The 24428-nt window shown below is 69.1% G+C and carries 24 protein-coding genes; 16 read left to right on the forward strand and 8 right to left on the reverse strand.

Annotated features, from left to right (window positions below; genetic code table 11):
• Positions 1 to 64: 64 nt before the first annotated feature.
• The 9 genes from ruvC to AC1DWT_RS23275 all read left to right on the forward strand — a co-directional run bounded on the left by ruvC (position 65) and on the right by AC1DWT_RS23275 (position 10652).
• The gene (gene ruvC, locus AC1DWT_RS23235; RefSeq protein WP_072942246.1) at positions 65 to 634 is read left to right on the forward strand and encodes a crossover junction endodeoxyribonuclease RuvC; all 570 of its coding nucleotides are present in this window, start codon (positions 65 to 67) and stop codon (positions 632 to 634) included.
• Positions 631 to 1233 carry a Holliday junction branch migration protein RuvA gene (gene ruvA / locus AC1DWT_RS23240; protein ID WP_072942244.1) on the forward strand — a complete coding sequence of 201 codons (603 nt, stop codon included), beginning with the start codon at positions 631 to 633 and terminating at the stop codon, positions 1231 to 1233. The genes ruvC and ruvA overlap by 4 nt, the downstream gene beginning before the upstream one ends.
• Positions 1230 to 2327, forward strand: coding sequence for a Holliday junction branch migration DNA helicase RuvB (gene ruvB / locus AC1DWT_RS23245; RefSeq protein ID WP_072942242.1), 1098 nt, complete (start codon positions 1230 to 1232; stop codon positions 2325 to 2327). Before ruvA ends, ruvB begins: the two co-directional genes overlap by 4 nt.
• A 136-nt stretch (positions 2328 to 2463) precedes the next feature.
• Positions 2464 to 2841, forward strand: coding sequence for a preprotein translocase subunit YajC (gene yajC, locus AC1DWT_RS23250; protein ID WP_095860657.1), 378 nt, complete (start codon positions 2464 to 2466; stop codon positions 2839 to 2841).
• 140 nt (positions 2842 to 2981) lie between these two features.
• Entirely contained in the window at positions 2982 to 4652 is a 1671-nt protein-coding gene (gene secD, locus AC1DWT_RS23255) for a protein translocase subunit SecD (protein WP_206015400.1), read from the forward strand.
• The gene (gene secF, locus AC1DWT_RS23260; protein ID WP_072942236.1) at positions 4649 to 5875 is read left to right on the forward strand and encodes a protein translocase subunit SecF; all 1227 of its coding nucleotides are present in this window, start codon (positions 4649 to 4651) and stop codon (positions 5873 to 5875) included. The genes secD and secF overlap by 4 nt, the downstream gene beginning before the upstream one ends.
• Before the next feature lies 1 nt (position 5876).
• On the forward strand, positions 5877 to 7643 hold the full coding sequence (locus tag AC1DWT_RS23265; protein WP_477922382.1) for an ABC transporter substrate-binding protein: 1767 nt from the start codon (positions 5877 to 5879) through the stop codon (positions 7641 to 7643).
• A complete protein-coding gene (locus AC1DWT_RS23270; protein WP_072942453.1) occupies positions 7640 to 8173 on the forward strand; it encodes an adenine phosphoribosyltransferase in 534 nt (177 codons plus the stop codon). The genes AC1DWT_RS23265 and AC1DWT_RS23270 overlap by 4 nt, the downstream gene beginning before the upstream one ends.
• A 103-nt stretch (positions 8174 to 8276) precedes the next feature.
• Positions 8277 to 10652 carry a RelA/SpoT family protein gene (locus tag AC1DWT_RS23275; RefSeq protein ID WP_072942231.1) on the forward strand — a complete coding sequence of 792 codons (2376 nt, stop codon included), beginning with the start codon at positions 8277 to 8279 and terminating at the stop codon, positions 10650 to 10652.
• A gap of 78 nt (positions 10653 to 10730) precedes the next feature.
• On the opposite strand, the gene AC1DWT_RS23280 is transcribed toward AC1DWT_RS23275, so the two are convergent.
• Positions 10731 to 11525, reverse strand: a complete 795-nt coding sequence (locus tag AC1DWT_RS23280) for a peptidylprolyl isomerase (protein WP_072942230.1) — start codon at positions 11523 to 11525, stop codon at positions 10731 to 10733.
• Positions 11526 to 11547: 22 nt separating this feature from the next.
• Positions 11548 to 12426, reverse strand: a complete 879-nt coding sequence (locus tag AC1DWT_RS23285) for a peptidylprolyl isomerase (RefSeq protein ID WP_387488771.1) — start codon at positions 12424 to 12426, stop codon at positions 11548 to 11550.
• Between the two features lie 177 nt (positions 12427 to 12603).
• Between AC1DWT_RS23285 and AC1DWT_RS23290 the strand changes: the two genes are divergently transcribed.
• Genes AC1DWT_RS23290 through AC1DWT_RS23300 form a run of 3 tightly spaced genes read left to right on the forward strand, consistent with a single transcriptional unit; the run spans position 12604 to position 15193 of the window.
• On the forward strand, positions 12604 to 13284 hold the full coding sequence (locus tag AC1DWT_RS23290; RefSeq protein ID WP_174705493.1) for an MBL fold metallo-hydrolase: 681 nt from the start codon (positions 12604 to 12606) through the stop codon (positions 13282 to 13284).
• Between the two features lie 15 nt (positions 13285 to 13299).
• Positions 13300 to 14571 carry a histidine--tRNA ligase gene (gene hisS, locus AC1DWT_RS23295; RefSeq protein ID WP_206015402.1) on the forward strand — a complete coding sequence of 424 codons (1272 nt, stop codon included), beginning with the start codon at positions 13300 to 13302 and terminating at the stop codon, positions 14569 to 14571.
• A complete protein-coding gene (locus tag AC1DWT_RS23300) occupies positions 14534 to 15193 on the forward strand; it encodes a hypothetical protein (protein ID WP_206015403.1) in 660 nt (219 codons plus the stop codon). The genes hisS and AC1DWT_RS23300 overlap by 38 nt, the downstream gene beginning before the upstream one ends.
• A gap of 4 nt (positions 15194 to 15197) precedes the next feature.
• Here AC1DWT_RS23300 and AC1DWT_RS23305 read toward each other — a convergent pair whose 3' ends face one another.
• The 3 genes from AC1DWT_RS23305 to AC1DWT_RS23315 are packed head-to-tail and all read right to left on the reverse strand — an operon-like array spanning position 15198 to position 17688.
• Positions 15198 to 16595 carry a hypothetical protein gene (locus AC1DWT_RS23305; protein WP_477922386.1) on the reverse strand — a complete coding sequence of 466 codons (1398 nt, stop codon included), beginning with the start codon at positions 16593 to 16595 and terminating at the stop codon, positions 15198 to 15200.
• Complete coding sequence (locus AC1DWT_RS23310) at positions 16592 to 16921, reverse strand: type VII secretion target (RefSeq protein WP_477922388.1); 330 nt, start codon at positions 16919 to 16921, stop codon at positions 16592 to 16594. The genes AC1DWT_RS23305 and AC1DWT_RS23310 overlap by 4 nt, the downstream gene beginning before the upstream one ends.
• A 59-nt stretch (positions 16922 to 16980) precedes the next feature.
• Complete coding sequence (locus AC1DWT_RS23315) at positions 16981 to 17688, reverse strand: TetR/AcrR family transcriptional regulator (protein ID WP_477922389.1); 708 nt, start codon at positions 17686 to 17688, stop codon at positions 16981 to 16983.
• 222 nt (positions 17689 to 17910) lie between these two features.
• Between AC1DWT_RS23315 and AC1DWT_RS23320 the strand changes: the two genes are divergently transcribed.
• Genes AC1DWT_RS23320 through AC1DWT_RS23335 form a run of 4 tightly spaced genes read left to right on the forward strand, consistent with a single transcriptional unit; the run spans position 17911 to position 22931 of the window.
• Complete coding sequence (locus AC1DWT_RS23320) at positions 17911 to 19449, forward strand: amino acid permease (RefSeq protein WP_477922404.1); 1539 nt, start codon at positions 17911 to 17913, stop codon at positions 19447 to 19449.
• A gap of 1 nt (position 19450) precedes the next feature.
• Positions 19451 to 20296, forward strand: a complete 846-nt coding sequence (locus AC1DWT_RS23325) for an urea amidolyase associated protein UAAP1 (protein ID WP_072942213.1) — start codon at positions 19451 to 19453, stop codon at positions 20294 to 20296.
• A complete protein-coding gene (locus AC1DWT_RS23330) occupies positions 20293 to 20949 on the forward strand; it encodes an urea amidolyase associated protein UAAP2 (RefSeq protein WP_072942210.1) in 657 nt (218 codons plus the stop codon). The genes AC1DWT_RS23325 and AC1DWT_RS23330 overlap by 4 nt, the downstream gene beginning before the upstream one ends.
• Complete coding sequence (locus AC1DWT_RS23335) at positions 20946 to 22931, forward strand: 5-oxoprolinase/urea amidolyase family protein (protein WP_206015405.1); 1986 nt, start codon at positions 20946 to 20948, stop codon at positions 22929 to 22931. The genes AC1DWT_RS23330 and AC1DWT_RS23335 overlap by 4 nt, the downstream gene beginning before the upstream one ends.
• Positions 22932 to 22938: 7 nt before the next feature.
• Here AC1DWT_RS23335 and AC1DWT_RS23340 read toward each other — a convergent pair whose 3' ends face one another.
• From AC1DWT_RS23340 to AC1DWT_RS23350, 3 genes are read right to left on the reverse strand one after another with little or no spacing between them, the layout of a single operon-like run.
• Complete coding sequence (locus tag AC1DWT_RS23340) at positions 22939 to 23562, reverse strand: dihydrofolate reductase family protein (RefSeq protein WP_477922393.1); 624 nt, start codon at positions 23560 to 23562, stop codon at positions 22939 to 22941.
• A 15-nt stretch (positions 23563 to 23577) separates the two neighbouring features.
• Entirely contained in the window at positions 23578 to 24054 is a 477-nt protein-coding gene (locus tag AC1DWT_RS23345; RefSeq protein ID WP_095860644.1) for an SRPBCC family protein, read from the reverse strand.
• Positions 24051 to 24407: an ArsR/SmtB family transcription factor gene (locus AC1DWT_RS23350; protein WP_095860643.1), complete on the reverse strand. Its 357-nt coding sequence runs from the start codon at positions 24405 to 24407 to the stop codon at positions 24051 to 24053. Before AC1DWT_RS23350 ends, AC1DWT_RS23345 begins: the two co-directional genes overlap by 4 nt.
• Between the last annotated feature and the right edge of the window lie 21 nt (positions 24408 to 24428).

Below are 24428 nucleotides of genomic sequence, written 5' to 3' on the forward strand. Positions count from 1 at the left end.
CGACACGTCCGACGCCACGGCTAAGCTATCGAACAGCTGTTCGGCGTGGGAGAGGTGGCTTTGCGTGCGTGTGCTGGGTGTGGATCCCGGTCTGACCCGGTGCGGATTCGGAGTGGTGGACGGCGGCAACGGCCGCACCGTCACCCCGGTGGCCGTCGGCGTGGTCCGAACCCCGGCAGACCTCGAATTGTCGTCACGACTGCTGCGGATCTCGGAGGCCGCCGAATCGTGGATCGATCTGCACCGGCCGGAGGTCGTGGCGATCGAGCGGGTGTTCTCCCAGCACAACGTGCGCACCGCGATGGGTACCGCGCAGGCGGGCGGCGTCGTCGCCCTCGCCGCCGCGCGCCGCGGCATCGGCGTGTGTTTCCATACCCCCAGTGAGGTCAAGGCGGCCGTCACCGGAAGCGGATCGGCCGACAAAGCTCAGGTGACGGCGATGGTGACACGCATCCTCAAGCTGGCGGCCGCGCCCAAACCGGCCGACGCCGCGGACGCGCTGGCCCTGGCGATCTGCCATTGCTGGCGGGCGCCGATGATCGAACGCATGGCCCGCGCCGAGGCCGCGGCCGCCGAACAGAAACGTCGCTACCAGGCCCGGCTGGCCGAAGTGAAGAAGGCAGGTACACGATGATCGCGTCCGTCCGCGGCGAGGTGCTCGAGATCGCCCTCGACCATGCGGTGATCGAATCCGCGGGAGTGGGATATCGCGTGAACGCGACCCCGGCCACCCTCGGCGGGCTGCAGCGGGGAACCGAGGCCCGGTTGGTCACGGCGATGATCGTCCGCGAGGACTCGATGACGCTGTACGGGTTCCCCGACTCTGAGTCCAAGGAGTTGTTCGGGCTGCTCCAGACGGTGTCGGGTGTCGGTCCACGCCTGGCGATGGCGACACTCGCCGTCCTCGAACCCGAGGCGTTGCGGGCCGCGCTCGCCGAGGGCAACGTCACGGCACTCACCCGGGTGCCCGGCATCGGCAAGCGCGGGGCCGAGCGGATGGTCGTCGAACTGCGCGACAAGGTCGACGCGGTCGCGTCCACGTCCGGGGCGGTGCCGCTCGGCGCGGGCGGCGGCGGATCGATCCGCGATCAGATCGTCGAGGCGCTCGTCGGGCTCGGCTTCCCGGCCAAGCAGGCCGAACAGGCCACCGACTCCGTCCTCGCCGAGGCCCCCGAGTCGACCACCTCGTCCGCGCTGCGCTCCGCCCTGTCCCTGCTCGGGAAGACCAGATGAATCCGGAACCCGGCGGCGACTACGACGACGAGTCCCCGGTTTCGGCCGATCTCGTCGCCGGCGACGGCGACATCGAGGCCAGCCTGCGGCCGAAGAACCTGCACGATTTCATCGGGCAGCCGCGGGTCCGGGAGCAGTTGCAACTCGTCCTGACCGGCGCCAAGATGCGCGGCGGCACCCCCGACCACATCCTGCTCTCCGGACCTCCCGGGCTGGGAAAGACCAGCATGGCGATGATCATCGCCGCCGAACTGGGTTCCTCGCTGAGACTGACGTCGGGTCCGGCGCTCGAGCGCGCCGGCGACCTGGCCGCCATGCTGAGCAATCTCGTCGAGGGCGACGTGCTGTTCATCGACGAGATCCACCGCATCGCCCGTCCGGCGGAGGAGATGCTCTACCTCGCGATGGAGGACTTCCGGGTCGACGTCGTGGTCGGCAAGGGTCCCGGCGCCACCTCCATACCCCTGGAGGTCGCGCCGTTCACCCTGGTCGGGGCCACCACCCGCTCGGGGGCGCTCACCGGGCCGCTGCGCGACCGGTTCGGGTTCACCGCCCACATGGACTTCTACGAACCGGCGGAGCTGCAGCAGATCCTCATGCGATCGGCGGGCATCCTCGGGGTGCAACTCGGCGAGGAGGCCGGCGCCGAGATCGCGAGCCGGTCCCGGGGCACACCCCGCATCGCGAACCGCCTGCTCCGCCGCGTCCGCGACTACGCCGAGGTCCGCGCGGACGGCGTCGTCACCCGCGAGATCGCGCACGCCGCCCTCGCCGTGTACGACGTCGACCAGCTGGGACTCGACCGCCTCGACCGTTCCGTCCTCAGCGCCCTGGTGCGCAGCTTCGGCGGCGGCCCGGTCGGGGTGTCCACCCTGGCGGTCGCGGTGGGTGAGGAGCCCGCCACCGTCGAGGAGGTGTGTGAGCCGTTCCTCGTCCGCGCCGGAATGATCGCGCGCACACCCCGCGGCCGTGTCGCCACCGCGGCCGCGTGGATACAACTGGGCCTGACCCCGCCGCCGGACGCCGTGACCGGCGGAATCGAGGTCCGCGTCAACGAACCGCAGGCCTCCCTGTTCGATCCGGAAGACCCCTGATCGACTCCCGGAGAAACGCCCGCCTCGTGCCGACCGAACCGGTGTCCGGGCCGGTGATGGCACACTGGTGTATTGCATCGGTCCAACCGGGACCAGTGCTTCGGACCGTGCGACATACCTCGAGGTTGACTTACAGATGGATTTTCTCTTCCCGCTCCTGATTCTGGCGCTGCTCGTCCCGATGTTCCTGGGGATCCGCCGGCAGAAGAAGGAGGCGGCCAAGGTGACTGTTCTGCAGGACTCGCTCTCGGTGGGCGACCGCATCCTCACGACCGCCGGTCTGCACGGCACCGTCGTCGCGCTCGGCGACGACACGATCGACCTCGAGATCGCTCCCGGCGTGGTCACCACGTGGTCGCGTCTCGTCGTCCGCGAGCAGATCGTCGACGCCCCGCTGCAGGGTGACGGTGCCATCGACCACGAGTCGATCAGCACCGAGGCCCCCGCCACCGACATCGTGCGCGAGGATCGTGAGAACGGCGGCGACACCACGCCGCGGCTGAACAAGGATTGACCGGCGCTTCCGCGGTGCACCCACGCAACCGTCGCGTCGCGCCCCGGGCGCGGTGACCGGGGCACAGCCCTGCGTCCGCCGGTCCCGTGCGCTGTGAGCGTTCCCACCCGAACTGCACGTACTGAGGAGACATAGAGATCGTGGCACCTTCCACAGGATCGGTGCATCCCGTCCGCTACCTCACCGTTTTCGCGGTGCTCGTGGCGGTTCTGTATGCCCTGGTGTTCTTCACCGGCGACAAGTCCGCGACACCCAAGCTGGGCATCGACCTGCAAGGTGGGACCCGAGTCACCCTCACCGCACGCACCCCGGACGGCAGCAAGCCGACGCCGGACAGCCTGCGGCAGGCGCAGGAGATCATCGAGACCCGTGTGAACGGACTCGGCGTGTCCGGCTCCGAGGTGGTCATCGACGGCGACAACCTGGTCATCACCGTCCCCGGCGACGACAGCGCCCAGGCCCGGTCGCTCGGCCAGACGGCGCGGTTGTACGTCCGCCCCGTCCAGACGTCGCAGGCCGCGGCCGCTCCAGGCACGCAGGCGCCCGCCGCCGGTGAGACGCCGGCCCAGGCGCCCGCCGGAACCGAGACTCCCGCGCCGCAGAACCGGCCGTTCCCGGCACAGGACCCGTCCACGTCACCCGCGCCCGCCCCCACGGTGGAACCGGCGCCCACCGACGAGTCCGGGACCGAAACCGCCGAGGCGGCTGACGAGATCGCGGCCGCCCGGGCCACGCGCCAGAGCACCGACCCCGCCGTACAGCAGCAGGCCATGGCGACCCTCGACTGCAGCGTGCCCGACCCGTTGCGCGGCAACGACGACCCGGCTCTGCCGCTGGTTGCGTGCTCCACCGACGGTCAGGCCGTGTATCTGCTCGAACCGGCGATCATCGACGGCCAGGAGATCGCCGACGCGACGTCCGGGTACAACTCCCAGCAGTCGCGGCACGAGGTGAGCCTGACGTTCAAGTCCGAGGGCAGCAACACCTGGGCCACGTTCACGTCGCAGAACATCGGCAAGCAGGCCGCGTTCACACTCGACTCCAAGGTGGTGAGCGCGCCGGTCGTCCAGGGCGCGACACCCGCAGGCAGTTCGACGTCGATCACCGGTTCGTTCACCGCGGACAGCGCGAAGGAACTCGCGAACACCCTGAAGTACGGTTCGCTGCCGCTGTCGTTCGCGGCGTCGGAGGCCGAGACGGTGTCCGCGACCCTGGGTCTCGCCTCGCTGCAGGCCGGTCTCATCGCCGGTCTGGTGGGTCTGGTCCTGGTGCTGCTCTACTGCCTGCTCTACTACCGCATGCTCGGAGTGCTCACGGCGCTGTCCCTGGTCCTGTCCGGTGTGATGGTCTACGCGATCATGGTGCTGCTCGGCCGGTACATCAACTTCACCCTCGACCTCGCCGGCATCGCCGGTCTGATCATCGGCATCGGCATGACGGCCGACTCGTTCGTGGTGTTCTTCGAGAGAATCAAGGACGAGATGAGAGAGGGACGCAGTTTCCGGTCCGCGGTTCCGCGCGGCTGGGCGCGTGCGCGCCGGACCATCCTGTCCGGTAACGCGGTCAGCTTCATCGCCGCCGCGGTGCTGTACATCCTCGCGATCGGCCAGGTGCGCGGGTTCGCGTTCACCCTCGGCCTGACCACCATTCTCGACGTCGTCGTCGTGTTCCTGGTGACGTGGCCGCTGGTCCACCTGGCCTCGAAGTCGCCGTTCTGGTCGAGGCCGGGCGTCAACGGACTGGGTGCCGTGCAGCAGATCGCCAAGGAACGCAAGGCTGCCGCAGCGTCGGCGAAGGAGTCACGAGTATGAGCGAATCGACCACGTCGTCCAAGTCTGCGTCGCAGACGGACCCCGAGTCTTCGCTGTCCGATTCGGGCGTCAACCAGACATCGATGCCCCGGCACAGCTGGCTGTCCCGGCTGTACACCGGAACCGGCGCCTTCGAGGTGGTCGGCCGCCGCCGCTTCTACTACATCCTGACCGGCACGATCGTGCTGATCTCGCTGCTGAGCATCCTCGTCCGTGGATTCACCCTCGGTATCGACTTCGAGGGTGGATCGCGGATCCAGTTCCCCGCGGGCGACGGGGTCGACACCACACAGGTGGAGAACGTCTACTCCGACGCGCTGGGAATGGACCCCGTCTCGGTGCAGACCGTCGGCTCGGGTTCGAGTGCGACCGTGCAGATCCGCTCGGAGGCGCTCGACGCGGCCCAGGTGGTGAAGCTGCAGAACGCGCTGTACGACGAGTTCCAGCCGAAGGACAGTGACGGCACCGTCAACGAGAACGTGATCAGCGTCGCCGACGTCAGCGAGACGTGGGGCGGGCAGATCACCCAGAAGGCGCTGATCGCGCTGCTTGTGTTCCTCGTGATCGTCAGCGTGTACATCGCCGTCCGGTTCGAGCGCGACATGGCGATCGCCGCGATCGTCGCATTGTTCTTCGACATCGCCGTCACCGCCGGTGTGTATTCGCTCGTCGGCTTCGAGGTGACCCCGGCGACCGTCATCGGCCTGTTGACGATTCTCGGATTCTCGCTCTACGACTCGGTGGTGGTGTTCGACAAGGTCGAGGAGAACACCCGGGGAATTCTGCATCTGACCCGACGCACGTACGCCGAGCAGGCGAACCTCGCGGTCAACCAGACGTTGATGCGCTCCATCAACACCACACTGATCAGCGTGCTGCCGGTGCTCGCGCTGATGGTGGTCGCGGTGTGGATGCTCGGTGTCGGAACGCTGAAGGACCTGGCGTTGGTGCAGCTCGTCGGCATCATCGTCGGTGCGTACTCGTCGATCTTCTTCGCGACACCGTTGCTGGTCACCCTGAAGGAGCGGTGGGGTCCGGTGGCCGCGCACACGCGGAAGGTCCTCGCCCGACGGGCGACCCTGGCCGAAGGCGGAGCGCAGAAGGCCGGCGCGCCGGCGACCGCATCCACCCCGGAGGCGGCCGTGCCGCGTTCCCGAACCGCGTCGACCGCACCTGCTCCGGGCTCACGTCCCACCGGGAAGCGCAACAAGAAGAGGCACTGACATGCCCGCATCGCACAGCACCCGGCGCGGTGCGCCCACCCGACGCGGCCGGACGGCGGCCGTGTCGGGTGCCGGTCTCCTCGCGGCCGTGCTCCTCACAGGCACCCTCGTCGGATGCGCCGAGGAGGGCGAGCAGATCCCGTCGATCGGCTACGCCATCGACAACACCGTCACCACCTACAACGCGAACAGCGTCGCGGGTGCGGTGTCGGGGGCGCGTCAGGCGTTCGCGCGGGTCCTGCCCGGGTTCAACTACACCGGGCCCGAAGGCGGACCGGTGGCCGACACGGACATCGGCACCGCCAACGCGATGCCCGGGGACGCCCTCACCATCCAGTACAAGCTGAACCCCAACTCCGTCTACTCCGACGGCGTCCCGATGTCCTGCGACGACCTGGTGCTCACCTGGGCGGCGAACAGCGGCCGCTTCACCCGCCGGAACGACCAGGGCGCGACCGTCCCGATGTTCGATGCGGCGAGCACCGCCGGCTACACGGACATCGACCGGATCGACTGCCAGACCGGTGCGAAGGATGCCGTCGTCACGTTCAAGGCGGGACGGAACGTCACCGACTGGAAGTCGCTGTTCGGTGCGACGTCGATGATGCCGGCGCACGTCGTCGCCACTGCCACCGGCGTCCCCGACATCGTGTCCGCCGTGCAGAATTCGGACACCGCGGCCCTCACGCGCGTCGCGGACTTCTGGAACTCCGGATGGACGATGACACCGGGCGACCTCGACCTCACGCTGTTCCCGGCATCCGGCCCCTACAAGGTCGAATCGTTCTCCGCGGACGAGGGTCTGGTGCTGGTGGCCAACGACCGCTGGTGGGGGAACCGTCCCGCCACGTCTCGGATCGTGGTGTGGCCCAAGTCTTCCGACATCAGCGCGCGGATCGGTGACGGTGCGGTCGAGGTCGTCGACGTCGCCGCGGGATCGGCGCCGGATCTGGACCTCGGCGGGTTCGAGGTGACCGAGGTGGCCTCCCGCAGCGTCGAGCAGTTCGTCTTGTCCACCTCGGGGCTGTTCGAGAACGCGGCGGGACGGCGGGCGTTCGCGGCTTGCCTGCCCCGCGACGAGCTGGCGGCGAAATTCGGGCTCGCCGCGGAACCGGACGCGGACGGCGCCGGCTCCGGCGGTCCGGTCGGCACGCGGGTCACCGCACCCGACAGTCTCGTCCACCAGTCGGTGGCCGGCGCTGTCGGCGGCCGGTACGAGACGGCGGACACGGCGGCGGCCACCGCCGCGCTCGCCGACACCGACAACACGTCGGCGACCGTCCGGATCGGATACCTGGGCCCGAACCCGCGGCGCGCCGACATCGTGTCCGCGGTCGCGGCKGCATGCGCCCCGGCCGGGATCACCGTGCAGGACGTCGCCTCGCCGGAGTTCACACCGTCGATGCTGCGCGGCGGGCAGGTGGACGTGGTGCTCGCGGGGACGGCGTCCGCCCCCGGTGCGGCAGGCACCGCCGCGGCCACCACCGCGATGTACGCCCTCCGCAGTGGAAACGGATCGAACTTCGGCGACTACAGCAACAGTCGCGTCGACCGGATCGTCGATCAGCTCGCCGTCGACGACTCGACCGCCACCCAGCTGTCGCTGTCGACGGAGGTCGAGAACATCCTGTGGTCGGACGTGCCGACGGTGCCGCTGTTCGACCAGCCGCGAACCGTCGCGTTCGCGTCGGGTCTGCAGGCGGGAACGGTCAATCCGACTGTTTCGGGCGCCGGGTGGAACATGGACAGGTGGGTTCTGCGCCGGTGATCGATCATTCCGCGGCCCGTGACGCCGTCACCCGGCTCACCCGGTGGGCCGACGACTTCCCACAACCCGGCGTGCGGTTCGCCGATCTGACGCCCGTCTTCTCCGACGCCGACGGTTTCCGTGTCGTCGTCGACGCCCTGGCCGCGTGCGCGCCGGCGGCGGAGGTGATCGCCGCCGTCGACGCGCGGGGGTTCCTCCTCGGCGGCGGCGTGGCCCGGGAGCTGGGATCCGGTGTGGTGGCCGTGCGGAAGTCGGGCAAACTGCCGCCGCCCGTGCTGTCGCAGTCGTACACCCTCGAGTACGGAACGGCCACGCTGGAGATCCCGGACGGATCGATCGGCCTGGAGGGGCGTTCGGTTCTCGTCGTCGACGACGTCCTCGCCACCGGCGGCACCCTCGACGCGACGGCGCGGCTGGTGGAATCCGCAGGTGCCCGCGTGATCGGCATCGCCGTGGTCCTGGAGATCGCCGCGCTGGGCGGCCGCGAGCGCCTCGGAAAGTACCCGCTCACGTCCCTCGTCACGGTCTGAGTACTAAAGTTGGGCCTGGTGGTCGTCACGGCCACCGGGGCGCATGCCCGAGACCAGCCAGGGCCCCAGAGCCCGAGCCATTTCAGTGGTAGGAGGTGACGGCATGACTTCGAATCTTGATCGGTCGCAGAACACGGGAACACCCGCGTCTGCGCAATCCGATGCCGAGTCACCTGCAGCGAACCCGGCTTCCGGTAACAACCGTGGAGCACAGGGATTCGCCGTTCCGGCGTCCGCATCGCGCCGGGTACGAGCGCGACTCGCCAGGCGCATCACAGGTCAGCGGAACACGACCATCCGGCCGGTTCTCGAACCCCTCGTCAGTCTGCATCGCGAGCTCTACCCCAAGGCGGACCTGGCGCTCCTGCAGCGCGCCTACGACGTTGCCGAGGAACGGCACGCCAGCCAGCGCCGCAAGTCGGGCGACCCGTACATCACGCATCCGCTCGCCGTCGCCAGCATCCTCGCCGAACTGGGGATGGACACGACCACCCTGGTCGCGGCCCTGCTCCACGACACCGTCGAAGACACCGGCTACTCCCTCGACCAGCTGACCGACGAGTTCGGCGAAGAAGTCGCGCACCTCGTCGACGGCGTCACCAAACTCGACAAGGTGGTGCTCGGCAACGCCGCCGAGGGCGAGACCATCCGCAAGATGATCATCGCGATGGCCCGCGATCCGCGCGTGCTGGTGATCAAGGTGGCCGACCGGCTCCACAACATGCGGACCATGCGGTTCCTGCCACCCGAGAAGCAGGCCCGCAAGGCCCGCGAAACGCTCGAGGTGATCGCGCCGCTGGCCCACCGGCTCGGCATGGCCACCGTGAAATGGGAACTCGAGGACCTGTCCTTCGCGATCCTCCATCCCAAGAAGTACGACGAGATCGTGCGGCTCGTCGCCGACCGGGCGCCGTCCCGCGACACCTACTTGGCGAAGGTGCGCGCGGAGATCAACGCGACCCTGACCGCGTCGCGGATCAACGCGGTCGTCGAGGGCAGGCCCAAGCACTACTGGTCGATCTACCAGAAGATGATCGTCAAAGGCCGCGACTTCGACGACATCCACGACCTGGTCGGGGTGCGGATCCTGTGCGACGAGGTCCGCGACTGTTACGCGGCCGTCGGTGTCGTCCACTCGCTGTGGCAGCCGATGGCCGGCCGGTTCAAGGACTACATCGCGCAGCCGCGCTACGGCGTCTACCAGTCGCTGCACACCACCGTCGTCGGACCCGAGGGCAAACCCCTCGAGGTGCAGATCCGCACCCACGACATGCACCGGACCGCGGAGTTCGGCATCGCTGCGCACTGGCGGTACAAGGAGACCAAGGGCAGGCACTCCGGTGACGTCGCCGAGGTCGACGACATGGCGTGGATGCGTCAGCTCCTCGACTGGCAGCGTGAGGCCGCCGACCCGGGTGAGTTCCTGGAGTCGCTGCGCTACGACCTCGCGGTCAAGGAGATCTTCGTCTTCACCCCCAAGGGCGACGTGGTGACCCTGCCCGCCGGGTCGACGCCCGTCGACTTCGCGTATGCGGTGCACACGGAGGTCGGGCACCGCTGTATCGGCGCCCGGGTCAACGGCAGGCTGGTGGCGCTCGAACGCAAGCTCGAGAACGGCGAGGTGGTGGAGGTCTTCACCTCCAAGGCCGTCAACGCCGGTCCGAGCCGCGACTGGCAGACGTTCGCCGTGTCGCCGCGCGCCAAGACGAAGATCCGGCAGTGGTTCGCCAAGGAACGCCGCGAAGAGGCGCTCGAGGCGGGCAAGGACGCTATCGCGAAGGAGGTGCGGCGGGTCGGCCTGCCGCTGCAGCGCCTGATGAACGCCGAGTCGATGGCGTCCATCGCACACGAACTGCACTACACCGACGTGTCGATGCTGTATACGGCGGTCGGCGAGAGTCACGTGTCGGCGCAGCACGTCGTCCAGCGTCTGGTGGCCCATCTGGGCGGGGTCGGCGACGTCGAGGAGGAGCTGGCCGAGCGGTCCACCCCGTCGACCATGCCGATGCGTCCGCGGAGCACCGGCGACGCGGGTGTGCTGGTTCCCGGCGCGGAGGGCACGGTCGCCAAACTCGCCAAGTGCTGCACACCCGTTCCCGGCGACGAGATCATGGGCTTCGTGACCCGGGGCGGCGCGGTCAGCGTCCACCGGACCGACTGCACCAACGCCGGCTCCCTGCAGGAGCAGTCGGAGCGGATCATCGAGGTCAAGTGGGCGCCGTCCCCGTCGTCGGTGTTCCTGGTGGCCATTCAGATCGAGGCGCTCGATCGGCACCGGTTGCTGTCGGACGTGACGAAGGCGCTCGCGGACGAGAAGGTCAACATCCTGTCGGCGTCGGTGACGACGTCCGGCGACCGGGTGGCGATCAGTAAGTTCACGTTCGAGATGGGCGACCCGAAGCACCTCGGGCACGTGCTGAACGTGGTCCGCAACGTCGAGGGCGTGTACGACGTGTACCGGGTGACGTCCGCCGCCTAGCGCTTGTTCCCGGCGACGAACGGGACGGTCGTTCGAGCAGATCGAACGACCGTCCCGTTCGTGCGGTCGGGTGCGGGGTCAGCCGACCTTCGCGGTCTCGATCTGTACCGGGGTGTTGGGCTTGCCGCCGCCTGCGGACATGGATCCGTCGTCGCCGTCGGCCGCTATCTTCTCGACGGTCGCGAGGCCCTCCTCGGAGATCGAACCGAAGACGGTGTAGTTGGGCGGGAGCACCGAGTCGGCGTAGACGAGGAAGAACTGGCTGCCGTTGCTGCCGGGCTGCCCGCTGTTGGCCATCGCGACGGTGCCGCGGGGGTAGACCACCGGATTCGCGAGTGCCGGATCGTTCGGCGCGAACGCGGTCTCGGGGTACTCCGTGTCGAATCCGTAGCCCGGGCCGCCGGTGCCCGCCCCGCTCGGGTCGCCGCACTGCAGCACCTGCAGACCCACTTCGGTCGTCAGCCGGTGGCAGGGGGTGTCGTCGAAGTACCCCTGCTGGGCCAGGCTCGTGAAGCTGTTCACCGTGCACGGGGCCTCGGCGCGGTCCAGGACCAGGCCGATCGGTCCGGCGCTGGTCTGGAGATCGACGGGAACCGTGCCCACGGTGGACACACCGGACGTGGGCGGCGGGGTGACGTCCTTGACGGCGGGCCGCCCCGCCGGGTACGTGCAGTCCACGGTGGCCCCGGCGGGAGCCGGGACCGCGGGGAGCGTGCCGAACTTGGACAGGTCGAGCGACTGCTCCGCCGCGCTCGTGGCGGCCGCCTTCGACGAGGTGCTGGTCGACGAGCCGCCGGAGTCGGACGAATCCGAACAGCCGGCGAGGAGGACCGCGAGGCTCACGCCTGCGACGAGAATCGAGGTGCGTTTCATCGGTCCATCCTCACACGTGACGTCAGTCCATCCGGACGGACGTGATGTCGATGGGCAGGTTCGGCTTGCCGCCGCCGGCCTGCATCGATCCGTCGTCACCGGCCGCCGCCACCTTCTCGATGGTCGCGAGACCGGTCTCGTCGACCTTCCCGAACGCGGTGTACTGCGGGGGGAGCTGCGAATCCGCGTAGACGAGGAAGAACTGGCTGCCGTTGCTGTCGGGCTGACCGCTGTTGGCCATCGCGATCGTGCCGCGCGGGTAGGTCACCGGAACCTGCAGCGCCGGATCCGACGCCTCGTACTGGTCGGTGGGGAATTCGTTGGCGAACCCGTAGCCCGGACCGCCGGTGCCCGCGCCGGTGGGATCGCCGCACTGCAGGACCTTCAGTCCCTCGGACGTGACGAGCCGGTGGCAAGGGGTGTTGTCGAAGTAGTTCTGGCTCGCCAGGCTCAGGAAGTTGTTGACCGTGCACGGGGAGTCGGCGTTGTCCAGGACCAGACCGATGTTTCCCTGCGTCGTCTGCATGCTGACGCTGACTTCCCGGAGCGTGGTGTCGATCTCGTCGGCGCGCGGCGGGTTAACCTGCTTCGCCGGCGGCTGACTGTCGGGGGTGTACGTGCAGGACACCTTCTCGGGCAGCGGTTCGGACCGGCCTGCGGGCATCACACCGGGCGACTGCGGTGACGCCGACACCGACTCCGCCGCCGATGCCTCCGTCGCCTCGTCGTCGCCGCGGGTGAGGGAGAAGACGACGGCGCCGGCGGCCACCACGAGCACGACACCGAGCACCGAACCGGCGATGGTCAGCTGCTTACGCTTGCGTGCTCTGTCGGCGCGGCGTTCGAGCTGACGCTCGAGCTTTCGTTTCGCTGCTTCCCGGCGCTGCTCGTTGCTCGGCACTGCGGTGGTCCTCCCGTGTCGGTCTGGCTGGAAGTCGGTCGATAGGGCCGTTGGCCGGTGCGAACTGCCCCCGGCACACGACCTCCAGAGTCTGCCATCCGAACCTGAGAACATCCTGGCGGGGCGGCGGCTTAGGCTGTAGCGACTGCAATGACCACTCGAACAGGAGCGTCGCGCGTGCTCGTCACAGGATTCCCGGCCGGGATGTTTCAGACCAACTGCTACATCCTCGCGCAGGACGATGCCCCGGAGTGCGTCGTCGTCGACCCAGGGCAGGATGCCGCCGAACCGTTGTTCGAGTTCCTGGACCAGTCGAATCTGACCCCGACGGCGGTGCTGCTGACCCACGGACACCTCGACCACGTCTGGAACGCCTACGACGTCTGCGAGAAGTTCGGGATCCCCGCGTACATCCACCCCGAGGACCGCTACATGCTGTCGGACCCCGGCCGCGGCATCGGCCCGACGATGAAGCCGTTCATCGAGGGCATGACGTTCGTCGAGCCCGGTGAGGTGATCGAACTGGCCGACGGCGACGTGATCGAGCAGGCCGGGATGTCGTTCGCCGTCGACCACACCCCCGGGCACACGCAGGGGTCCGTGGTGTTCCGCACCCGGGTCGTCACCGAGAACGGCCCCGTCGAGATCGCCCTCACCGGTGACACGCTGTTCCAGGGATCGATCGGCCGGAGCGACCTGCCCGGCGGCAACCACGAACAGTTGCTGCAGTCCATCGCCGACAAGCTTCTGGTCCTGGCCGACGACACGGCGGTCCTCCCCGGGCACGGCGGTTCGAGCACCGTCGGCGCCGAACGTGGGTCGAACCCGTTTCTCGTTGGACTCCCGGGATCGAAATAAGGAAAAGTAACGACAGTGAGCAAAGCCAGCACCTTCTCCGCCCCCAAGGGCGTCCCCGATTACGTCCCGCCGCAGTCGTCCGAGTTCGTCGCGGTCCGTGACGGACTCACGCGCGCTGCGCGTCTGGCCGGATACGGCCACATCGAACTTCCCATCTTCGAGGACACCGGGCTGTTCGCCCGCGGTGTCGGCGAGTCCACCGACGTCGTCAGCAAGGAGATGTACACGTTCGCCGACCGCGGTGACCGTTCGGTGACACTGCGGCCCGAGGGCACCGCGGGTGTCATGCGGGCCGTGATCGAGCACGGCCTGGACCGCGGCCAGTTGCCGGTCAAGCTGAGCTACGCCGGCCCGTTCTTCCGTTACGAGCGACCGCAGGCCGGCCGGTACCGCCAGTTGCAGCAGGTCGGGGTCGAGGCCATCGGCGTCGACGACCCGGCACTCGACGCCGAGGTCATCGCCGTCGCCGACGCGGGTTTCCGCGGCCTCGGTCTCGAGGGTTTCCGGTTGGAGGTCACGTCCCTCGGCGACGACACGTGCCGTCCGCAGTACCGGGAACGGTTGCAGGAGTTCCTGTTCGCGCTTCCCCTCGACGAGGAGACCCGTCGGCGGGCGGAGATCAACCCGCTGCGGGTGCTCGACGACAAGCGCAAGGAGGTGCGCGAGATGACGGCGGACGCCCCGCTCATGCTCGATCACCTCTCGGATACGGCGAAGGCGCACTTCGACGAGGTGCTCGCGCACCTCGACGCGCTGGGGGTGCCGTACGTGGTCAACCCGCGGATGGTCCGCGGCCTCGATTACTACACGAAGACGACGTTCGAGTTCGTCCACGACGGTCTCGGCGCGCAGTCGGGAATCGGCGGCGGCGGACGTTACGACGGTCTGATGGCCCAGCTGGGTGGTCAGCCGTTGTCCGGCATCGGTTTCGGGCTCGGCGTCGACCGCACCGTCCTGGCGCTCGCCGCCGAGGGCAAGACCGCGGGCTCGACGGCCCGCTGCGAGGTCTTCGGCGTCCCGCTGGGCGAGGAGGCGAAGGCGAAGCTGGTGGTGATCGCGCAGCAGTTGCGCGCCCAGGGAATTCGAGTCGATCTCGCGTACGGCAACCGCGGCGTGAAGAGCGCGATGAAGGCCGCAGACCGGTCCGGCGCCGCGCTGGCGCTGGTGCTCGGCGACCGCGACATCGCCGAGGACACGGTGGGAATCAAGAATCTCGCCACCGGCGATCAGGAATCGGTGTCGTCGGCGGATGTTCTCGCGCGCGTCGGAGCCATCCTTGGCGCCTGACGACACCGCGCCGGTGTCGCTCGACCTCGTCCCGATCGCGTTGATCGCGCCGCGGCTCAAGAAGGTCGCGGCGATCGCCGTGCTGATCGGTGTCGTGGTCGGCGTCGTCGTCGGGTTCTTCGGCCCGGTGTGGGTCGGCGTGACGGTCGGGGCCGTGATCGCCGTCCCGACCGCCGCGTCCGCGCTCCTCACGTTGCGGCGTCGCATCACGCTGCAGGCCGGGCGGATCCGGTCGACGGGGGGATTGCGCAGCCGGCACGTCGACGTCACCCACGCGGTGGCCGCGGAACTGGTGGTCCGTTCGGCCCGGGTCAGCGAGGTGAGTGTCCGGATCACGGATCCCGACGGGAGCCTCGCGATTCCGCTCGCCCTCTACACGACGGACGGCGGCCGGGAACTCGAGATCCTCGGGCTCCGCAGGCTGGCGGACGCCCTGACGACCAGTGAGCTGGTACCGGCTGCGGCGATCGCGTCGGTCCTCATCGAGCAACTCCGTGCGGAAGCGCGCGGCGCGGCCCTCCCCGAACGCGCATTGTTCCGGGCCGTGGAACTGGTGCGTTCGGAGGGCCGCGTGCCCACCACCACGCTCACCGATCACGAGGTGGCGGCACTGCTCGACTGAGCGATCAGCCCCGATCGCCGAACGCGGCGTCGTCGAGATCCTCGCCGCCGATCACGGCGGGCGCGACCATCGGCAGGTCGCCGACGAACGCGTTGTTCTCGCCGGCGTTGACGAGGTAGCTCGGTGTGGACCGGCCGCTCAGCTGTTCGTCGCCGCCGCGCCCCGCGCCCGCCATGCCGGCGCCGCCCATTGCCCCGCCCGGTGCGAGAGGGGACGAGGCGGCCGGAGTGGCGCCGGGTGCCGGAGCGGTGCCCGGTGTCGTCGGGGTCGCAGTCGCCGGGGGCACGACCGCCCCGGAAACCGCTCCGCGGGGTACCGAACTGCTTCCCGCCGAAATGTTTCCGCCCGCGCCGCCGCCGTACATGCCGATGCCCGCGCCGCCGGCCGTGCCCACCGCGCCGGGCACTCCGCCGACGGCACCGTGTGCCGGGGTGACGGCGGATTTCGCCGCGACGGTGTCGGCGGGCAGATCGGACGAGGAGACACTGGCAGCCTGGGTACTCGCCGACACGAGGTCTCCGACGCCGTCGGTGACGGTGGAGATCATCGGCTTGCCCACGCCCTCGATGACGGTGGACGCGAAAGCGAACGGTGACGTCGGTGCCGCTCCCGCCACGGCTCCGGGTGCCGGGGGCGGCGGTACCGGGACCGGCGCGGCGAGACCGTTCATCGTGAGGGTCTGCTCGTTCAGTTCGGTGCGGGTCTGCGTCACCACTCCGATGGCCGCCTTGATGTGCTCGGCCGCGGACGCGAGAAGCATCGCCTGCCCGGGCGGAGTCATCACCATCGGCGCGGCGGCGACCGCGGTGGCCGCGAACGACTCCGTGATCGTCATCAGATTCGCGTTGCCCCGCGCCACGGACGCGGCGGCGGTCTGGGTGGTGGTCGCGATCTCCGTGCCACGTTCGCTCAGTTCGGTGCCGCTCGCCTGGGCCTGCACACCCTGGGACTGCGCCGCCTGCGCCGCCTGGCTCTGCCAGATCTGGTCGAGGACCTTCAGACCCGACAGGCTCATCGACATGGCCTGGTCGATCAGGCCCGAGGACATGTCGAGGACGGACGTCGGGTCGAACGAGCCGAACGTGCCGGTGCCGAAGCTCCCGGCGAGATCGGTGAGCGGCTTGAACAATTCGTCCACACCCGGCAGTGCGGGCAGAGCGTGCCCCTGCAGCAGTGCCTCGACCGGGTTCGGTGGCAGGGGCGGCAACGACGGCAGGGCCGGCAACGGTGGCAGCTCACCGAGCGGCGCATCCAGCAACGGGCCGAGCGGGGAATTCTGCAGGGCCTCGAGCGGGGTGCTCGGCAGTGGTGTGGCGAGGGCGTCGCCGACGGGCGAGCCCTGGATCAGGTCGAGAACAGATCCGGGCTCGGCGGGACGACCGGCGGCTTCGGGGGAGGTCATGCGAGGCCCCCGAGCCCGTCGCCGACGGCGCCGAGCGCTGCGCCGTTGGCGCCGTCGACGGAGTCGTAGGACCGGACGGTGGCGTCGGCCGCGATCGCGGTCTGCGCGTAGTGCGTTGCGAGTTCGGCGACCGATGTGGCGTGACGTGCCTGCGCGGCAGCGAAGGACGCGAGAAAGTCGGCTCCGATCGGGCCGAACACGGGCGCGAGCGCCGCGAGATTCGCGCCGAGATCGAGTGCGGCGGCGCTGCTGATCTGTTCGGCGGCCTGCGCAGCGGTGGCGCCGTATTTCCTGATGCCGTCCGTGACGACGAAGACTTCGCTCAAGATAACCCCCCAGTGTTAAGCGTTCGCCAGACTTTATCGCACGGGAACGACATGCCCGGCTAGAGGTGAAGGGGTGTTCCGCCCTCGGTCTCGGCGAGCAGTGCGCGCGACTTCGCCCGGATTTCGTCCAGCGGGTCCGTCCATCCGAGTGCGCGGAGGCAGGCGTCGGCGAGGAGTCCGGCAGCGCCCTCGTTCTCGGGCCCGGGCAGCAGTCCGCGTTCGATGTCGGCGCGGGTTGCGATGGCGCTCTCGACGATTCGGAACGGCAGGTCGGCCAGGGCTGGGGAGGTGCTGCCGGATTCGCCGGTGATTTCCGTGAGCGCCCGGTCCGCCAGCTGCCGATAGTGCCCGCGGAGCAGGGTGCGCTGGGTGCGGAACGGCTCGAATCGATCGGTCAGCAGTTCCGGGAGAAGGTACAGCGCACCGAGATTCCATCTGGTGGCCGTGAGTTGTGTGACGTCGTAGGTGGCCAGCGCGTGCAGGCGCACCGTGGCGGGGGCGTCGGCGCCGGTGAGCCGCTCGGCGGCGGCGAGCGCGGGGGAGACCGTTTCCTMGAGCAGCGCCGCCAGGATCTCCTCCTTGTTGGGAAAGTGGTGGTAGAGCGACGCCTGCCGGATGCCGACCATCTCCGCGATCCGCCGGGTCGAGGTGGCGGCGAAACCCTTGGTGGTGAACAACTCTCCGGCCGCGTCGAGGATCTCCTCGGGAGTGGTCTGCCCTGGTCTGCGCTGACTGGTCAGTCGGGGTCGTCCCGGCCCTGTGGTCACCGCTCCATGATGTCAGGTCGCGTCCGGAGCCGACCCCGACCACCCTCCGTGAGGGTTTCGTCACGCGACCGAAACGTAGGCAACGATGCTGTTACGGCCGACCGCGATCTGGATACGCGGGCGTCACCCATCGAGGCCTCTCCGCGAGAAAACTATCGAGCGACAGATATTGCCCCTCGCCGAAGGAGTACGCCCTTGAGTACACCCACAAGGACTGCGCAGGTGCCGACCGCGCCGGCTCCCGCACCTCTCCGCCCGTCCGGCGTCGACGACACGGGCGACCTCGGCGAATTCGGCTACGAGCAGCAACTCCACCGCTCCCTGGGCAAGTTCGCGTCGTTCGCCGCCGGCTTCTCGTTCGTCTCCATCCTCACCACGATCTTCCAGCTCTTCGGGCTCGGATTCGGGTTTGCCGGGCCCGCCTTCTTCTGGACGTGGCCGGTGGTGTTCGCCGGCCAGTTCATGGTGGCGCTCAACTTCGCCGAACTCGCCGCCCGGTACCCCATCTCGGGGGCGATCTACCAGTGGTCCCGCCGGATGGGCGGCGAGGTGGTCGGCTGGTTCGCCGGCTGGTTCATGATCCTCGCGCAGATGGTGACGGCGTCCGCCGCGGCCATCGCCCTGCAGGTGGTTCTCCCCAACGTGTGGAGCGGATTCCAGATCATCGGGGAGGACAGCACACTGACGTCCGCGAGCGGTGCCGCCAACGCGGTGCTCCTCGGCTCCGTCCTGCTCGTGCTGACCACGTTCATCAACTGCATCGGCGTCAACTGGATGTCCCGGATCAACAACATCGGTGTGACCTGCGAGATCGTCGGGGTCATCGCGGTGGTCGGGATGTTCCTCACTCACGCCCGGCGCGGACCGGACGTCGTGTTCGACACCGGCACGGCGGGCGCATCGCCCGGCTACGGATGGGCGTGGATCGTGTCGGGGCTGATGGCGGCATACGTGATGGTCGGGTTCGGTTCGGCGGGCGAACTCGCCGAGGAGACCAGGAACCCGCGCCGGGTCGCACCGCGCACGATCCGCCTCGCGCTGTCCGTGTCGGCGCTCGGCGGCGGGCTGATGATCATCGGCGCCCTGATGGCCGCGCCGAGCCTGACGGACGGCCGTCTCGCCGCCGAGGGACTGCCGTACGTGCTCTCGTCGATCCTCAGCTCCCCGTGGGGAACCCTGCTCCTCGTCGACGTCGCGATCGCCGTCTTCGTCTGCACGCTCGCCATCCAGACGGCGGCATCGCGGCTGGTGTTCTCGATGGCCAGGGACGGCCGGCTGCCGGCCTCGCGGATTCTGTCGACGGTGAACCCCCGCACCGGAACACCCATCGCGCCGTCCGTGCTGATCGGCCTCGTGTGCATCGGCATCCTCGCCGTCAACGTCGGGAACTCCGCGATCTTCGCGACCCTCTCGAGCGTCTGCATCATCCTGATCTACCTCGCCTACCTGATGGTCACGGTGCCGCTCCTGCTGCGCAGGCTGAAGGGCTGGCCGCACGGGGGACCGCAGGTCGACGCGGACGGTCGGACGCTGTTCTCGCTCGGACGGTTCGGACTGCCCGTGAACATCCTGGCCGTCGGCTACGGCGCGCTGATGGTTGTCAACCTGTCCTGGCCGCGCGCCGAGATCTTCGACCCCAGCGGCGACTACMCCCTCCTGCGGTGGGCCGCCCCGGTCACCGTCGCCGCCGTGGTCGCGCTCGGGATCGCGTGCTTTCCGCGCGGCCGCACGACCCCCAACCCCGTCACGATCGGAGCCTGACATGACCTCAGTGGACACCTCGACCACCAGTGCCGCGAAGGAACACGCGCGTGCCCAGTCGGGCGTGGTCACCGACTCGATGCCGGTGGTCCCCGCGTCGTCCTGGCCCACCCCTCCGTCCGGTGTCGATCCGGCGCTGCTCACGTGGGCGGAGACCGTTCCCGGCGGCCGGTACACCACGAAAGTGCTGGGCCGCGGCACCCGACTGCGACTGCGGGACCTCGACGGCCGGGCCTGCGCCCACCTGCTGCTGTACCGGGCGGACGCGCCGTGGGAGCGGCTCAACGTCGCCGACACGGTGAAGGTGCCGTGGCAGGCGTACACGGGGACCGGGCATCCGCTGCTCTCCGATCAGGGGCGCGTCCTCGCGACCGTGGTGTCGGACGGGTCCGGCCGGCACGACGCCCTCTGCGGCACCACCTCGCTCGCCACGAACACTGCGAAATACGGTGACGGCAGCCTGCATTCGGGGTCTCCGGCCGGCCGTGAGCTCTTCACCGTGGCGGCCGCGAAGCACGGGCTCGAGCGTCGCGACCTCCCGCCCTCGCTGTCGTTCTTCCACGGGGTGCGGGTGGGCGCGGACGGATCGCTGAGCAGCATCGGATCCGCCGGCGCGGACACCGCCGTCGAACTCGTGATCCACCTCCCGGTGATCGTCCTGATCGCCAACACGGCGCACCCCCTGGATCCGTCGCCGACGTACGACACGACCGCGCTCGAGGTGCTCGCCTGGACCGGCGCCGACGTGGCCGAGCCCGTCGACGCCGACCCGGAGTACCGGCGCGCCTTCCTCAACACCGAAGACGTCTGGGCTGCAGCGCAGCGCCAGGGACGGGAGCAGGCATGACCACCACCATCGAGACCGCGCCGCTGGTACCGGGAACGGTGATCCTGGACGAGGAGGTCGGCGCCCGCGGACCCTGGTCCGCCGTCGTCGCGGCCGGCGACGTCCTGACCATCGTGGATCTGTACGGCAACCAGGCCGTCGACACCCTGATCTACGCGGCCGGCGACCACCGGCAGCGCTACTCGGCCGCCGCGACGGTGTCGGCGCAGCGAAATCTGTTCCTGACCACGGGAAGTGTGCTCCGCACCGACGATCACGACGCGCTGATGACACTCGTCGCCGACGAGGTCGGCTCCCACGACACGGTGGGCGGCGCCTGCTCCCAGGAGTCGAACACCCTGCGGTACGGCCACCACACCAAGCATCAGCACGCCTGCGTCGAGAACTTTCTCGCGGAAGGGTCGCGGTGGGGAATCGGCAAGCGGGATCTGGTGTCGAACATCAACTTCTTCATGAACGTCCCCGTCGACGCCGACGGCACACTCGGCATCGTCGACGGCCTTTCCGCACCCGGCCGCCGGCTCGCACTCCGCGCGGACCGCGACGTTCTGGTACTGGTGTCCAATTGCCCGCAGATCAACAACCCCTGCAACGGGTTCGACCCGACGCCGGTGCGGATGATCGTGACCCGGCCGGCGGGAGCACCCGCATGAGCGCCAAGATCACGGTTCAGCGGCCCGGCATGCTCACCACGGTCCAGGACTTCCCGGGCCGGACCGGGTACTGGCACGTCGGGGTGCCGCCGTCAGGTCCGATGGACGACCTGTCGTTCCGGCTCGGGAACACCGCGCTCGGCAACGACGAGGGCGCCGCCGGAATCGAATGCGCCATGTCCGGCCCCGCGTTGCAGTTCGACGAGGAGACGGTGGTCTGCGTGACCGGTGCGCCCGCCCCGGTCACCGTCGACGGCGTGCTGCACGCGCAGTGGCGACCGGTACGGGTTCCGGCGGGCGGGACCCTGGATGTCGGCGCGGTCGCCGGACCAGGGCTGCGCATCTACCTCCTCGTCCAGGGCGGGCTCGACGTCGACGACTTCCTCGGCAGCGCCTCGACTTTCACACTGGGCAAGTTCGGCGGTCATCAGGGCCGCACGCTGCGGCAGGGCGATGTTCTCGCGGTCGGTGAGCACACCGGCGCCCGCGCGGCCGCCGTTCCCGCCGAACACGTCCCGGCCCTGTGCCGTCGCTGGGAGATCGCGGTCACCGAGGGCCCGCACGGCGCACCCGAATTCTTCACCCGCGCCGACATCGACACGCTGTACCGGACCGACTACGAGGTGCATTTCAACTCGGACCGCACCGGGGTGCGGCTGATCGGGCCCAAACCCGACTGGGCTCGCACGGACGGCGGCGAGGCAGGCCTGCATCCGTCCAACATCCACGACAACGCGTATTCGGTCGGCGCCCTGGACTTCACGGGAGACACCCCGATCCTCCTGGGCCCGGACGGGCCGAGCCTCGGCGGGTTCGTGTGCCCCGTCACGGTCGTCTCCGCGGAACGCTGGAAGCTCGGACAACTGGCCCCCGGCGACACGGTGCGCTTCGTGCCGATCCGGGCCGACCGGGCCGCGTCCACGCGTGCGCTGGGGCCTGCCCGGCGGGCGGCGTTCTCGACGGTCTTCTCCACCGCCGGTGACCGGGACGACGGCGTGATCGCCCGGCGCGACGGAGAGACCGCCGTGACGTACCGGCGATCCGGCGACGACAACGTCCTGGTCGAATACGGCGACATGAGCCTCGACCTCGCACTGCGGGCCCGCGCACATGCGCTGCACCAGCGGCTCGAGGTCGAGAAGCCGGCCGGGCTCCTCGACCTGACACCGGGCATCCGGTCACTGCAGGTGCGGGTCGACCCCGACGTGCTGCCGATCCCGAAGCTGATGGGGCTGCTCGCCGAGGCGGAGGACGCGCTGCCCGCGGCGAACGAACTCGTGGTGCCGAGCCGGTCCGTGCGGATGCCGCTGTCGTGGGACGACCCCTCGACGCGTGAGGCGATCCAGCGGTACATGCACGGTGTCCGCGCCGATGCGCCGTGGTGCCCCTGGAACATCGAGTTCATTCGTCGCATGAACGGCCTCGGCAGTGTCGACGACGTCTTCGACACCGTCTTCGGGGCGGAGTACATGGTGCTCGGACTCGGCGACGTCTACCTCGGCGCGCCCGTCGCGACACCCCTCGACCCACGGCATCGGCTGGTCACAACGAAGTACAACCCCGCCCGCACGTGGACGCCGGAGAACGCGGTCGGGATCGGTGGGGCATACCTCTGCATCTACGGGATGGAGGGCCCCGGCGGCTACCAGTTCGTCGGCCGCACCACCCAGGTGTGGAACCATCGGCACCCCGAGAAGTCCGGACCGTTCGAGGACGGCACCCCCTGGCTGCTGCGCTTCTTCGACCGGATCTCCTGGTACCCCGTGGAACCGGACGAGCTGGTGGACCTGCGATCCGACGTCGCCGCCGGCCGCGGCGGCGGAATCGAGATCACGGAGGGCACGTTCTCGCTCGCCGAGCACCAGCAGTTCCTCGCGGCCAATGCCGAATCGATCGGCGGATTCCGAGCCGAACAGGCCGTCGCGTTCGCCGCTGAGCGGCAACGATGGTCCGCAGCAGGGGAATTCGCGACGGTGGGCTGATCGCTCGTCACGCGAGCAGGTCGGTGAAGCTCTCCGGCCGCGGTGCGTCGTCGTGCTCGCGGGGCACGTAGTGGACTTCGACCACCCCGTTGCCGAACGACTCGGAACCGACCAACTGCAGGCGCCGCTGATCGGGGATCTCCGAGAACCAGGGCGCGCCGGGCGAGACCACCGGGTAGACGAAGAAATAGAACTCGTCGACGAGACCCGCCGCCACGACCGAGCGTGCCAGGGAAGATCCGCCGGACAGATGAATGTCTTTGCCCGGCTCCGCCTTCAGCTTCTCGAGGTAGGTCACCAGGTCGCTGTCCGCGGCCACGACGACCTGTTCGGTGTTGGCCCATTCGGTCAGCGGAGTGTTGCCGGAACGCGAGAACACCAGTTTCCRGTAGGTGTTCATTCGCTCGGCCATGACCTGATTGGTCTCGGTCCCTTCGTGTTCGGCCAGTGCGCGGGGCCAGTACGCGGCCATCTCCTCGTAGGTGGTGCGCCCGACCAGCACAGTGTCGTAGGTCGAGTAGATTCGATCGATCTCGCGGTACTGGTCGTCGACGACGTCGTGGACCCACGCTGTGGGGTCGTCGAGGCGGCCGTTGAGGGTCGTCATCATCTGCAGGACGATCTTGCGCATGTCCGGCCTCCTCGGTTACGCCTGTCGCTCGGCGAGTTCGGCGAGTTGCTCCGTGACGGTGCCCCAGCCGTCGTAGAAGCCCATTTCTTCGTGGGTATTCCGGTCGGCGTTGTTCTTGTGCATCACGTGGGCGACGTATTCGGTGCCCGTCGGATGGTCGGTCAACGTGATGATCGCGGTCATGAACGGCTGTTCGGCGGGTCGCCAGCCACCGACGAGGGAGTTGGTGAACACGATGCGTTCGAGTTCGTCGACGGCGAGGAAGCAGCCATTCATATGGGGCACGAATTCGCCGCCGTCTTCGCTGATCTGGGTGGTGAGCGCGCCGCCCGGGCGTAATTCCATGTCGACGACCCGGCACCGGGAAGGCGCGGGAACCCACCATTGTTCGAAGCTGGCAGGGTCGGTCCAGGCGCGCCACACGACGGCCCGGGGCGCCCGGATGATGCGCGAAATCGTGAGGTCGAGATCGGGTCTCGCAGTGTCGGTCATTGCGGTGTGTCCTTCGCGTGAGTGGTGACTGTGTGTTCGGTGACGAATTGTTCGAGCCTGTCGGTGCGGCCCTCCCAGAGTTCCTGTTGCTCCGCGAGCCAAACTCCGACCGCCGTGAACGGCGCCTTCTCGATCGCGCACGTCCGTACCCGGCCTTCCTTGCGTGTCCGGATCCACCCGCTGTCCTCCAGGAAGTGGATGTGCTTCATGAAGGAGGGCAGGGCCATGTCGAACGGTTTCGCCAGTTCGCTGACCGTCGCCGGGCCGCGGCTCAGGCGGCCCAGCACGGCCCGCCGGGTGGGGTCGGCGAGCGCTTGGAAGATACCGTTGAGCTGCTCCGGATACTGAGCCACAAGGCAAAGTATTTACCGCAA

The sequence above is a fragment of the Rhodococcus sp. P4_B6 genome, assembly GCF_056402215.1.

Excerpts from the sequence above, each read along its gene's own strand:
- secF (WP_072942236.1), top strand. The coding sequence starts at position 4,649 with ATGAGCGAATCGACCACGTCGTCCAAGTCTGCGTCGCAGACGGACCCC.
- AC1DWT_RS23300 (WP_206015403.1), top strand. The coding sequence starts at position 14,534 with ATGTTCTCGCGCGCGTCGGAGCCATCCTTGGCGCCTGACGACACCGCG.
- yajC (WP_095860657.1), top strand. The coding sequence starts at position 2,464 with ATGGATTTTCTCTTCCCGCTCCTGATTCTGGCGCTGCTCGTCCCGATG.
- ruvB (WP_072942242.1), top strand. The coding sequence starts at position 1,230 with ATGAATCCGGAACCCGGCGGCGACTACGACGACGAGTCCCCGGTTTCG.
- AC1DWT_RS23345 (WP_095860644.1), bottom strand. The coding sequence starts at position 24,054 with ATGACCGACACTGCGAGACCCGATCTCGACCTCACGATTTCGCGCATC.
- AC1DWT_RS23275 (WP_072942231.1), top strand. The coding sequence starts at position 8,277 with ATGACTTCGAATCTTGATCGGTCGCAGAACACGGGAACACCCGCGTCT.
- AC1DWT_RS23330 (WP_072942210.1), top strand. The coding sequence starts at position 20,293 with ATGACCACCACCATCGAGACCGCGCCGCTGGTACCGGGAACGGTGATC.
- AC1DWT_RS23305 (WP_477922386.1), bottom strand. The coding sequence starts at position 16,595 with ATGACCTCCCCCGAAGCCGCCGGTCGTCCCGCCGAGCCCGGATCTGTT.
- ruvA (WP_072942244.1), top strand. The coding sequence starts at position 631 with ATGATCGCGTCCGTCCGCGGCGAGGTGCTCGAGATCGCCCTCGACCAT.
- AC1DWT_RS23325 (WP_072942213.1), top strand. The coding sequence starts at position 19,451 with ATGACCTCAGTGGACACCTCGACCACCAGTGCCGCGAAGGAACACGCG.
- AC1DWT_RS23335 (WP_206015405.1), top strand. The coding sequence starts at position 20,946 with ATGAGCGCCAAGATCACGGTTCAGCGGCCCGGCATGCTCACCACGGTC.
- AC1DWT_RS23280 (WP_072942230.1), bottom strand. The coding sequence starts at position 11,525 with ATGAAACGCACCTCGATTCTCGTCGCAGGCGTGAGCCTCGCGGTCCTC.